At 73.7% G+C, this 11588-nt stretch carries 10 protein-coding genes; all 10 read left to right on the forward strand.

Going from position 1 to position 11588, the window contains the following annotated elements:
* The coding region (locus HMPREF3099_RS05345; RefSeq protein WP_141762003.1) for an aminotransferase class V-fold PLP-dependent enzyme at positions 1–369 on the forward strand (369 nt) is incomplete at its 5' end.
* Between the two features lie 180 nt (positions 370–549).
* Positions 550–1926, forward strand: a complete 1377-nt coding sequence (locus HMPREF3099_RS05350) for an HNH endonuclease signature motif containing protein (RefSeq protein ID WP_070704962.1) — start codon at positions 550–552, stop codon at positions 1924–1926.
* A 76-nt stretch (positions 1927–2002) separates the two neighbouring features.
* Positions 2003–3175, forward strand: coding sequence for a tRNA 2-thiouridine(34) synthase MnmA (gene mnmA, locus HMPREF3099_RS05355; RefSeq protein WP_070704980.1), 1173 nt, complete (start codon positions 2003–2005; stop codon positions 3173–3175).
* Between the two features lie 131 nt (positions 3176–3306).
* The gene (locus HMPREF3099_RS05360) at positions 3307–4689 is read left to right on the forward strand and encodes an NAD-dependent succinate-semialdehyde dehydrogenase (protein ID WP_070704965.1); all 1383 of its coding nucleotides are present in this window, start codon (positions 3307–3309) and stop codon (positions 4687–4689) included.
* Positions 4690–4769: 80 nt separating this feature from the next.
* Positions 4770–7085 (forward strand): NAD-dependent DNA ligase LigA, encoded by a 2316-nt coding sequence (gene ligA, locus HMPREF3099_RS05365; RefSeq protein WP_202816697.1) that lies wholly within the window; start codon positions 4770–4772, stop codon positions 7083–7085.
* Position 7086: 1 nt separating this feature from the next.
* A complete protein-coding gene (locus HMPREF3099_RS05370; RefSeq protein ID WP_070704968.1) occupies positions 7087–7464 on the forward strand; it encodes a glutaredoxin domain-containing protein in 378 nt (125 codons plus the stop codon).
* On the forward strand, positions 7461–7847 hold the full coding sequence (locus tag HMPREF3099_RS05375; protein WP_070704971.1) for a DUF488 domain-containing protein: 387 nt from the start codon (positions 7461–7463) through the stop codon (positions 7845–7847). The genes HMPREF3099_RS05370 and HMPREF3099_RS05375 overlap by 4 nt, the downstream gene beginning before the upstream one ends.
* A gap of 89 nt (positions 7848–7936) precedes the next feature.
* Positions 7937–8233 (forward strand): Asp-tRNA(Asn)/Glu-tRNA(Gln) amidotransferase subunit GatC, encoded by a 297-nt coding sequence (gatC, locus tag HMPREF3099_RS05380; RefSeq protein ID WP_070704974.1) that lies wholly within the window; start codon positions 7937–7939, stop codon positions 8231–8233.
* A gap of 8 nt (positions 8234–8241) precedes the next feature.
* On the forward strand, positions 8242–9924 hold the full coding sequence (gene gatA, locus HMPREF3099_RS05385; protein ID WP_083323523.1) for an Asp-tRNA(Asn)/Glu-tRNA(Gln) amidotransferase subunit GatA: 1683 nt from the start codon (positions 8242–8244) through the stop codon (positions 9922–9924).
* Positions 9925–9926: 2 nt separating this feature from the next.
* On the forward strand, positions 9927–11489 hold the full coding sequence (gatB, locus tag HMPREF3099_RS05390; RefSeq protein ID WP_070704977.1) for an Asp-tRNA(Asn)/Glu-tRNA(Gln) amidotransferase subunit GatB: 1563 nt from the start codon (positions 9927–9929) through the stop codon (positions 11487–11489).
* Positions 11490–11588 lie beyond the last annotated feature (99 nt).

Consider the following 11588-nt stretch of genomic DNA (forward strand, 5'->3'; position numbering starts at 1 on the left):
CAGGCCCGGCTGCGGGGGTTGCAGGAGCGGTTCGAGGCGCAGCTGGCGGCGGTGGCCGCGGCCCGGGTGACGGGAGCGGGGTCGCCGCGGCTGCCGCACGTCTCGCACGTGACCTTCGCGGGCTGTCGCAGCCAGGACCTGCTCTTCCTCCTCGACGACGCGGGCGTGGCCGCCTCGGGCGGGTCGGCCTGCGCGGCGGGCACGAGCCAGCCGAGCGTCACCCTGGCCGCGATGGGGCGTGACGCCGACGAGGCCGCCTCCGGCATCCGCTTCTCCTGGGGGTGGTCGACGACGGTCGAGGAGGTGGACCGCGCCGCGGCCGCGCTGCCGGGGGTGGTGGAGCGGGCCCGGGTGGCCGGGCAGGTCTGAGGGGGCGCGGCAGCGGCCGCGTGCCGGGGCCGAGGGACACGGCGGGACCGAGCGGAGACCGGTGGGTGCCCATCCACAGATGTACTACAGGTGTTGCATGGAATCGAACACCTGTAGTAGAGTGGGTGCGTCGACGGGGAACGACACGAGGCATCGCAGGGAGCACCGAGGGGGTGGCGCATGGACCTCGACCACGGCAGGGCACAGGCCCCGGCTGCGCCCGAGCGGGAGGCCGTCCGGCGGACGCACGGGGAGCCGCGCAGCCTCGACCTGCTCGAGGACGTCCGCGTGCTCGCCCCGCAGCTCGTCGCCTGGCGGCACCGGATGTGGCAGCTCGGCTCCGACGAGTTGGGCACCGTGCTCGAGGCGCTCGAGGACCTGACCCGTGCCGCGCAGGCCGCCATGGCGGGCGTGGCGGCCGAGGCGGTCGGCCGCGGGGTCGTCCGGGACTCGCGGGCGGCGTCCACCACCGACTGGATGCGCCGCCAGGGCGGGGTGACCGAGCCCGGGCGGGCGCACACCCTGGCCCGTGTGGCCGAGGCCTCACTCGAACCGGGGGCCGAGTCGCTGACCGAGGCGGTGTGGGGCGGAGGTGTGGCCGTCGACCACGCGGCGGTGGCGCTCAAGGAGTCCGAGAAGGTGATGCCGCTGCTGCCGGGTGCCGACCGGTCGGAGGTGCTGGGGCACTACCTGACCGTCGCCTCGTCCAAGGACGCATCGCGCCGCACGCTGCGCCGGCTGACGCGCGAGATCATGGCCCGCTACGGCGAGGACCGCCTCGACGACCTCGACGAGCGCGCCCGGCGGTGCAGCAGTCTCACCGAACGGGAGCTGCCCACCGGGCTCGTGCGCTTCCAGCTCGACCTCAACCAGCCCGACGCCGCCCGTCTGCGTGCGGCCGTCCACGGGCTGTCCGCCCCGCGCTCCGTCAAGGGGCCCGACGGGACACCGGTCCGGGACACGCGCACGCCCGGACACCGGCGTGCCGATGCACTCATGGAGCTCGTGCGCCGCGCCCAAGCGGCCGACCGGACCCAGTCCGCCAACGGGTGCGGGCTGTCGGGATCCACCACCCTGGTGGTGACGATGACCGCCGACGGGCTGCGGCAGGCGCTCGCCCAGGCAGGGTCGCGCCGTCAGGGCTGGGGTCGGGGGATCGGTGACCTGCACGACGGGGGAGAGGCGACCTTCGGCACCACCACGCACGGGGACGTGCTCACCGCCACGCAGCTGCGGCGGGCTGCGTGCGACGCCGCCGTCATCCCGATGGTGCTCGGCACCAACGGGGCGCCCCTGGAGGTGGGGCGAGTCCGCCGCCTGGCGACGGGCCCTCAGCGGGCCCACATGACGAAGCGCGACGGCGGGTGCACCTTCCCGGGCTGCACGCGGCCGCCGGGGTGGTGCGAGGCCCATCACGTCGTCCACTGGGCCGACGGAGGGGCGACCGGGGTGTCGAACATGGCCCTGCTCTGCGGTCGCCACCACGACGTGGTGCACCGGGACGGGCTCTCGGCCCGACTGGTCGACGGCACCTGGGAGTGGGACGACCCTCCGTAGACTGGGCAGCCCCATGACGAGCCCGCAGATCTCCACTCCCGCCCAGCCCACCGCCCTACCGGCATCCGGTCGGCGGCTGCGGGTGGTCGCGGCCATGAGCGGTGGGGTCGACTCGGCGGTGGCCGCAGCCCGCATGCTCGAGGCGGGCCATGACGTGGTCGGGGTCCACCTGGCGCTCAACCAGTCGGCGCAGACGCTGCGGGAGAGCGCCCGTGGCTGCTGCACCCTGGAGGACGCGGGCGACGCGCGGCGCGTGGCCGACCGGCTCGGCATCCCGTTCTACGTCTGGGACATGGCCGAACGCTTCCGGCGCGACGTCATCGAGGACTTCGTCGCCGAGTACGAGGCGGGCCGGACGCCCAACCCCTGTCTGCGGTGCAACGAGTCCATCAAGTTCGCGGCCCTGCTCGACCGCGCGGTGGCCCTCGGCTTCGACGCCGTGGCCACGGGGCACTACGCGCGCATCGTCGAGCGGGCACCGGGGCAGGCCCCTGTGCAGCCCGCGGAGGGCCGGGACGGGGTGCGCCCGATCGAGGAGGCTCGGACGGTCCGCGAGCTGCACCGGGCGGTCGACCCGGCCAAGGACCAGAGCTACGTCCTGGGGGTGCTCGATGCCGAGCAGCTCTCCCGCTCGTTCTTCCCGCTCGGCGACAGCACCAAGGAGCAGGTGCGTGCCGAGGCCGCCGAGCGTGGGTTCTCCGTGGCGCGCAAGCCCGACAGCCACGACATCTGCTTCATCGCCGACGGCGACACCCGGGCCTACCTGAACCGTCGGCTGGGGGAGCGGCCGGGCGACGTCGTCGACGTGGAGGGCACCGTCCTGGGGCGGCACGCCGGGGCGCACGGGTTCACGGTCGGGCAGCGCAAGGGCCTGGCGCTCCGCGTCCCGGCCGCCGACGGGGCGCCCCGCTACGTCCTGCGCACCGACCCGGCCAGCAACCAGGTGGTGGTCGGCCCCCGGGAGATGCTCGGGGTGGACGTGCTCCGCGCCGACCACGTGCGCTGGTGCGGGGCGGCGCCGGAGCCGGGGGAGGTGCTGCGCCTGGGCGCGCAGGTCCGGGCGCACGGGGCCGAGTACCCGGCCACCCTGACTGTCGGGACCGGGTCCTTCCTCACGGTGGTGCTTGACGAGGAGGTCCGCGGGGTGGCGCCGGGGCAGTCGGTGGTGCTCTACGACGGCACGCGGGTGGTGGGCTCGGGGACCATCGCGGCCACCGATCGCACCCGCGAGCCCCAACCCGCTCCCTGACCCCGGCGTCCTCGTGGTGGCCCGCGCCGACGCGCGGGGAACACGACCCCCCGCCCGTGGACGTTGACGCAGCCAGACCGCCCACCGGCGGATTCCGCGACGGGCCCCACGGCCCGGGATAGGAGTACATCGTGACTCACGCCTACCGCACTGAGAACCCCGCCACCGGCGAGGTGGTGCGCACCTTCCAGGAGCACACCAACGAGGAGGTGCAGGTCGCCATCGACCGGGCGCACGCCGCCGCCTCCACCTGGGCCGCGACGCCGGTCGCTGAGCGGGCCGTCCTCCTGGGCCGCGTGGCCACGGCGTACCGCGAGCGGTCGACCGAGTTGGCCGACGCCATCGCCCTGGAGATGGGCAAGCCGCTGAAGCAGGCTGCAGGCGAAGTGGAGCTCGCTGCCTCCATCTACGCCTGGTACGCCGAGAACGCCGAGCGCCTGCTGGCCGATCGCGAGCTGGAGCAGGCCGAGGGGGCGCAGCGGTCGGTCCTGCGCACCGAGCCCCTCGGTGCGCTGCTGGGGATCATGCCGTGGAACTACCCGTACTACCAGGTGGCGCGTTTCGCCGCCCCGAACATCCTGCTGGGCAACACGATCCTGCTGAAGCACGCCCAGATCTGTGCCGGGTCCGCCCAGCTCATGGAGGACCTCTTCACCGAGGCCGGGGCACCCGAGGGGGTGTACGCCAACCTGCGGATGAGCAACGAGCAGGCTGCTGAGGTGATCGCCGACCCGCGGGTCCGTGGTGTCTCCCTCACCGGCAGCGAGCGGGCCGGTGCCGCCGTCGCCGAGCAGGCCGGAAAGCACCTCAAGAAGGCGGTGCTGGAACTCGGTGGCTCGGACCCGATGATCGTCCTGGACGACGCCGACGTGGAGTCGGTGGCCCGCACCATGGCGAAGGCCCGCATGTCCAACTGCGGCCAGGCCTGCAACTCGCCCAAGCGCATGTTCGTGCCGCGTGCATCCTTCGACCGGTACGTCGAGACCCTCGTGGCGGGGGTCGAGAAGCAGGTGGTGGGCGACCCACGCACGGAGGGCACCCACATCGGACCCATGTCCTCGGCCCAGGCCAAGGAGGACCTGCTGGAGCAGGTGCGCGACGCCGTGGAGAAGGGCGCCACCGTCCACACGGGGGGCGCCGGCATCGAGGGCCCCGGGGCGTTCGTCCAGCCGACCGTGCTGTCGGGGATCACCCCGCAGATGCGTGCCTGGTCCGAGGAGCTCTTCGGCCCGGTCGCGATGGTGTTCCCCTACGACGACCTCGACGAGGCCGTCGCGCAGGCGAACGACTCGTCCTACGGTCTGTCCGGCTCGGTGTGGACCGGGGACCCCGAGCGGGGCGCAGAGGTGGCCGACCGCCTCGAGGTGGGCATGGCCTACGTGAACGAGCACGGCACGACCATGCCGGCGCTGCCCTTCGGAGGGGTGAAGAACTCCGGCTTCGGGCGCGAGCTCGCGTCCTTCGGCGTCGAGGAGTTCGCCAACCACAAGCTGGTGCGGGTGGCCGCCCGCTGACGCCCCGGCACCGAGCCCCGACGACCTCCTCGTCCACCACGACGGGGAGGTCGTCGGTGTCCTGCGGCAGAATCGATGCCGTGAGCGACACCTCGAGCACGACCGACGCCCCGGCCGACCCGCACGCCACCGACTCCCCGGACCAGCCGGACGAGGCGGTGCGCCACCGCTGGGAGGAGCTCGCCGAGCAGGTCCGCCAGCACCGCTTCGCGTACTACCTCGACAAGCCGACCATCCCGGACGCGGACTTCGACGCCCTGTTCCGTGAGCTCGAGGAGCTCGAGGAGGCCCACCCCTCGCTCCGCACCCCGGAGAGCCCCACCCAGGAGGTCGGCGCCCCGGTCTTCGAGACGGGATTTGCCGCCGTCGACCACGCCGAGCGCATGCTCAGCCTGGACAACGCCTTCTCGTCCGAGGAGCTGGCCGCCTGGTACGAGCGCTCCCGCGCCGACGCCGGCACCACCGACCTGCACTACCTGTGCGAGCTGAAGATCGACGGCCTGGCGGTGAACCTCACCTACGAGGACGGCCGCCTGGTGCGCGCCGCCACCCGCGGCGACGGCCGTACCGGTGAGGACATCACCCTCAACGTGCGCACCATCGAGGGCGTGCCGCACCAGCTCACGCGCCCGGACGACGCCGACGACGCCCGCACCGCCACCGTCGACGTGCCGCCCCTGGTGGAGGTCCGCGGCGAGGTCTTCCTGCCCATCGAGGAGTTCGCCGAGCTCAACGCCCGCCAGGTGGAGGCCGGCAGGGCGGCCTTCGCCAACCCACGCAACGCTGCCGCCGGCTCGCTGCGCCAGAAGGACCCCCGCGTGACGGCCAGCCGCCCGCTGCGGATGATCGTGCACGGCATCGGGGCGCGGAAGGGCTTCGACATCACCCGCCAGTCGCAGGCCTACGAGGTGCTCGCCGGCTGGGGGCTGCCCGTCACCTCCCACGCCCGGGTGGTGGACTCCCTCGAGGAGGTGAGCGCCTACATCGAGCACTGGGGCACGCACCGGGAGAGCGCCGAGCACGAGCTGGACGGCGTGGTGGTGAAGATCGACGAGGTGGCCGTCCAGCGCCAGCTCGGAGCCACCTCCCGTGCGCCGCGCTGGGCCATCGCGTGGAAGTACCCGCCGCAGGAGGTCACCACCACGTTGCTGGACATCCAGGTGAACGTCGGCCGCACCGGACGCGTCACGCCCTTCGGTGTCATGGAGCCGGTCACGGTCGCCGGCTCCACGGTGGCCATGGCCACGCTGCACAACGCCCACGAGGTGAAGCGCAAGGGCGTGCTCATCGGCGACACGGTGGTGCTGCGCAAGGCCGGCGACGTGATCCCGGAGATCCTCGGTCCGGTGGCCGAGAAGCGCGACGGTTCCGAGCGCGAGTTCGTCATGCCCACCCACTGCCCCTCCTGCGGTACCTCGCTGGCCCCGGCCAAGGAGGGCGACAAGGACATCCGGTGCCCCAACTCCCGCTCCTGCCCCAGCCAGCTGCGCGAACGGCTGTTCGGCCTGGCCGGGCGCGGGGCGTTCGACATCGAGTCGCTCGGCTGGGAGGGTGCCGGCGCTCTGCTCGATGCGGGGGTCCTCACCGACGAGTCCGGCGTCTTCGACCTCACGGCCGACGACCTGCTGCGCACCGAGCTGTACACGCGGGCGGCGAAGAAGGCCGAGGCGGCCGCCGCCGAGGAGGGCGACCCCGAGGGGGTGCTGCCGCCCGGCGGGGTCCGCGACGGCCGCGTGCTCTCCGCGGTGGGCGTGCGCCTGCTCGACAACCTGCACCAGGTCAAGGCGCAGCCGCTGTGGCGCGTGCTGGTGGCCCTGTCCATCCGCCACGTGGGGCCCACGGCCGCCCGGGCGCTCGCGGCGCACTTCGCCTCGCTGGAGGCCATCCGTACCGCGTCCACCGAGGAGCTCGCCGCGGTCGAGGGCGTGGGCCCCACCATCGCCGAGGCGGTCACCGAGTGGTTCTCCGGCGAGGACAACGGCTGGCACCGCGACATCGTGGACCGCTGGGCCGCGGCCGGCGTGCGCATGGCCGACGAGCGCGACGAGTCCGTGGCGCGCACTCTGGAGGGCCTCACCGTCGTGGTCACCGGCTCGCTCGAGGGCTGGAGCCGCGACGAGTCCAAGGAGGCCATCCTCACGCGCGGTGGCAAGGCCGCTGGGTCGGTCTCGCGGAAGACCGACTACGTCGTCGTCGGGGCCAACGCGGGGTCCAAGGCCGCCAAGGCCGAGGAGCTCGGCGTGCCGATGCTGGACGAGGACCAGTTCGCCGAGCTGCTGGCCACTGGCCGGGTCGAGGGCGTGACGCCCGAGGACGATGCCGAGGAGGCGCCCGCGGGCCACGGCGACGCCGCACCGGACGCCCAGGGCGCCCAGCACGACCGGAAGGAGGCCTGAGGTGGGCCTGTTCGGAGCGACCGGCGCCCCGGAGGGCCGCGCCACGACACACGCCGAGGTGACCGCCCTGCCCGCCGACGAGCGCGAGGTGGTCGTCTACTGGCGCCCGGGCTGCGGCTTCTGTGCCCGCCTGCGCCGCGGCCTCGGCGACCTCGCCGAGCGCGCCTGGTGGGTGAACGTCTGGGAGGACGACGAGGCCTCGGCCTTCGTCCGGTCGGTGAACGGCGGCAACGAGGTGGTGCCCACCGTGGTGGTCGACCTCGAGCCGGTCACCAACCCGGCCCCGTCCTTCGTCCGCGACCGCCTCGCCGGTGAGGGCGCCGCCGACGGGGGAGCGGCACGCGCCGGGGGAGCCGCCCCCGAGGGCGCCGGCGCGTGACGAACGTCCGCACCCGCCGGGTCCGTGACCACGTCGAGGACCCGGGCGGCACCGAGGGCCTCGTCGTGCTCGTGGACCGGCTCTGGCCGCGGGGCACCCGCAAGGAGACCCTCCCGCACGACCTGTGGCCGAAGGAGGTCGCTCCGTCCACCGGGCTCAGGAAGTGGTTCCACGCCGTCGAGGGGGACGAGCGCGCCGCGCGCTTCGAGGAGTTCGCCGAGCGCTACACCGCCGAGCTGCAGGAGGAGCCTGCTGCCGACGCGCTGGCCGAGCTCGCCCGCGAGGCCCGCCGGCACGAGGTCGTGACCCTGCTGTTCGGTGCCCGCGACACCGAGAACAACCACGCGCAGGTGCTCGCGCGGGCCCTGCGTCGGAGGCTCTGACCCGACCCCGCCTGCGGCTCGTCCGCGGGCCCCGTCCTCGGCCGCGCCCGCGCGGGGGAGTCCCCGGCACCTTTCGTAGACTGCGCCGCATGTCCGCTCTCTCCCGTGATGACGTCGCGCACGTCGCGAGCCTCGCGCGCATCCACCTCGAGGACGGTGAGCTCGACCGCCTCGCGGGCCAGCTCGACCAGATCGTCGAGTGGGTCGCGCAGATCAACGACGGCGCCTCTGACGACGTGCCCGCCCTGTCCCACCCCATCCCCCTGACCAACGTGATGCGCGCCGACGAGGTGCGCCCCGGGCTGACGCAGGAGCAGGCGCTTGCGAACGCCCCGCTGGCCGAGGAGGGCCGCTTCGGCGTGCCCCGCATCCTGGACGAGGAGTGAGCGAGCCGATGACGACCACCCCCACCCCCCGCGACACCACCGCCGTCGACGCGCTCGACCCGCTGGTGACGAAGACCGCTCTGGAGATGGCCGAGGGCCTGCGCGCCGGGGAGTTCACCTCCGAGCAGCTCGTCCAGGCCCACCTGGACCGCATCGAGCAGGTCGACGGCGTGCTCCACGCCTTCCTGCAGGTCGACGCCGAGGGCGCCCTGGCCACGGCCCGCGAGGTCGACGCCGCCCGCGCCGCCGGCGAGGAGCTGCACCCGCTGGCCGGCGTGCCGATCGCCGTCAAGGACATCGCGTGCACGCAGGGCCTGGCCACCACGGCCGGCTCGCGCATGCTGGAGCACTTCGTGCCGCCCTACGACGCCACGATCGTGCGCCGCCTCAAGGACGCCCGTATGCCCATCCTGGGCAAGACCAACATGGACGAGTTCGCCATGGGCTCCTCCACCGAGCACTCGGCCTTCGGCCCCACCCGCAACCCGTGGGACGTCACCCGCATCCCCGGCGGCTCCGGCGGTGGCTCCTCGGCGGCCGTGGCGGGCTACCTGGCCCCGCTGGCCATCGGCTCGGACACCGGTGGCTCCATCCGCCAGCCCGCGGCCGTCACCGGCTCGGTCGGCTCCAAGCCCACCTACGGCAGCGTCTCGCGCCACGGCGTCATCGCCCTGGCCTCGTCGCTGGACCAGATCGGCCCGTGCTCGCGCACCGTGGCCGACTCCGCCGCCCTCCACGAGGTGATCGGCGGCCACGACCCGCAGGACTCCACGAGCATCGACGCCCCCGCCCCGGCCGCCCTCGAGGCCGCCACCGCGGGCGCCGCCGGCCAGGGCGCCGAGGCGCTCAAGGGCCTGCGCGTCGGTGTGGTCAAGGAGCTCACCGAGGTGGACGGCTATCAGGCCGGCATCAAGGACCTGTTCGAGCAGCGGGTGGCCCAGCTGCGCGAGGCCGGCGCCGAGGTCGTGGAGGTGTCCTGCCCGTCGTTCGCGCTCGGCATGGCCGCCTACTACCTCATCCTCCCCAGCGAGGCCTCCTCCAACCTGGCTCGCTACGACGCCATGCGCTACGGCCTGCGCACCGGCCCCGAGGGCGTGGACGCCCCGAGCGCCGAGCAGGTCATGGCCGCCTCCCGCGACGCCGGCTTCGGCGAGGAGGTGAAGCGCCGCATCATCCTGGGCACCCACGCCCTCTCCTCGGGTTACTACGACGCCTACTACGGCAAGGCCCAGCGCGTGCGCACCCTCATCCAGCGCGACTTCGACGCCGCCTTCGAGCAGTGCGACGTGCTGCTCTCCCCGACGGCGCCGACCACCGCCTTCCCCATCGGAGCCAAGGTCGACGACCCGTTGGCGATGTACCTCAACGACATCGCCACCATCCCGGTGAACCTGGCCGGCAACTGCGCCATGGGACTGCCCATGGGCCTGGCCGCCGAGGACGGGCTCCCCGCCGGCCTGCAGGTCATCGCCCCCGCCGGTGAGGACGCGCGCATGTACCGCGTGGCCGCCGCCGTGGAGGCCCTCATCGAGACCGCCGACGCCGCCGAGGGCCGCGAGCCGGTGCGCCGTCTGGTCCCCGCCGTGCCCGATGCGGTGCCCGGCGCCGCGCACAGCGTGTCCACCGGTGTCGACGCCGCCGGCACGCGCACCGACGCCCCCGCCACCACCGACCCGCAGCAGGAGGCCTGAGCATGGCGAGCACCACGGACAAGGTCGTCCCGTTCGAGAAGGCGATGGCGGACTTCGACCCGGTGATCGGGCTCGAGGTGCACGTCGAGCTCAACACCAACACCAAGATGTTCTGCCCGTGCCCCACGGAGTTCGGCGCGGAGCCCAACACGCAGGTGTGCCCGGTGTGCCTGGGCCTGCCCGGCGCGCTGCCGGTGGTGAACGCCAAGGCGGTCGAGTCGGCCATCCGCATCGGCCTGGCGCTCAACTGCGAGATCGCCGAGACCTCGCGCTTCGCCCGGAAGAACTACTTCTACCCGGACATGCCCAAGAACTTCCAGACCTCGCAGTACGACGAGCCGATCGCCCACGACGGGTACCTGGACGTCACGCTGGACGACGGCGAGGTCTTCCGCGTGGAGATCGAGCGCGCCCACATGGAGGAGGACACCGGCAAGTCCACGCACGTGGGTGGTGCCACCGGCCGCATCCAGGGCGCCACGCACTCGCTGGTGGACTTCAACCGCGCCGGCATCCCGCTCATCGAGATCGTCACCCGCCCGATCCTCGGTGCGGGTGACCGCGTCGGCGAGGTGGCCCGCGCGTACGTCTCCACCCTGCGCGACCTGCTCAAGGCCCTGGACGTCAGCCACGTGCGCATGGAGCAGGGCAACGTCCGCTGCGACGCGAACGTGTCCCTGCGCGCCAAGGCCGGCTCCGAGCACGTGCTCGGCCGGGTGAACGACGAGCAGGCCCAGGTGCCGCTGGGCACCCGCACGGAGACCAAGAACGTCAACTCCCTGCGCAGCATCGAGCGTGCCGTCCGCTACGAGGTCACCCGCCACGCCGCCGTGCTGAAGGCCGGCGAGTCGATCCTCCAGGAGACCCGCCACTGGCACGAGGACACCGGCATCACCACCTCGGGCCGCCCCAAGTCCGATGCGGACGACTACCGCTACTTCCCGGAGCCGGACCTGGTGCCCGTGGCCCCGGCCCGCGACGAGGTGGAGCGCCTGCGCGGCTCGCTGCCGGAGATGCCGGCCAAGCGTCGTGCACGCCTGCAGGGCGAGTGGGGCTTCTCCGACCTGGAGATGCGTGACGTGCTCAACGCCGGTGCGGTGGACCTCATCGAGGCCACCATCGCCGCCGGCGCCACCCCGGCCGGCGCCCGCAAGTGGTGGACCGGTGAGGTGGCCCGCCGGGCCAACGACGCCGGGCAGACCGTGGAGGAGTACGGCACCGGCGCCGGCCTGACCCCGGCCGCCGTGGCCGAGCTCGACGGCATGGTCGCCGAGGGCCGCCTCAACGACTCGATGGCGCGCCAGGTGCTCGACGGCGTGCTCGCCGGCGAGGGCAGCCCCACCGAGGTGGCCGACGCCCGCGGGCTGGCGATGGTGTCCGACGACGGCGCGCTGCAGGCGGCCGTGGACGACGTGGTCGCGGCCAACCCGGACATCGTGGAGAAGATCCGCGGCGGCAAGGAGCAGGCGGCCGGCGCCCTCATCGGGCAGGTCATGAAGGCGATGAAGGGCCAGGCCGATGCCGCGCGCGTGCGTGAGCTGATCCTGGCCACCGTGGCCGGCTGAGACGGCCGGCGGGACCCGGCAGGTCCGACCGTTCGGCGGCCCCCCGGCCCACGCCCCGCACGACGACCCCGGGCGGACCGCACCACGCGGTGCGGTCCG

The organism is Kytococcus sp. HMSC28H12 (genome assembly GCF_001816045.1).
Taxonomy (GTDB): domain Bacteria; phylum Actinomycetota; class Actinomycetes; order Actinomycetales; family Dermatophilaceae; genus Kytococcus; species Kytococcus schroeteri.

Bases quoted from the DNA above. Each gene is read 5' to 3' on its own strand.
- HMPREF3099_RS05350 (WP_070704962.1), top strand. From the start codon at position 550: ATGGACCTCGACCACGGCAGGGCACAGGCCCCGGCTGCGCCCGAGCGG.
- gatC (WP_070704974.1), top strand. From the start codon at position 7,937: ATGTCCGCTCTCTCCCGTGATGACGTCGCGCACGTCGCGAGCCTCGCG.
- gatA (WP_083323523.1), top strand. From the start codon at position 8,242: ATGACGACCACCCCCACCCCCCGCGACACCACCGCCGTCGACGCGCTC.
- gatB (WP_070704977.1), top strand. From the start codon at position 9,927: ATGGCGAGCACCACGGACAAGGTCGTCCCGTTCGAGAAGGCGATGGCG.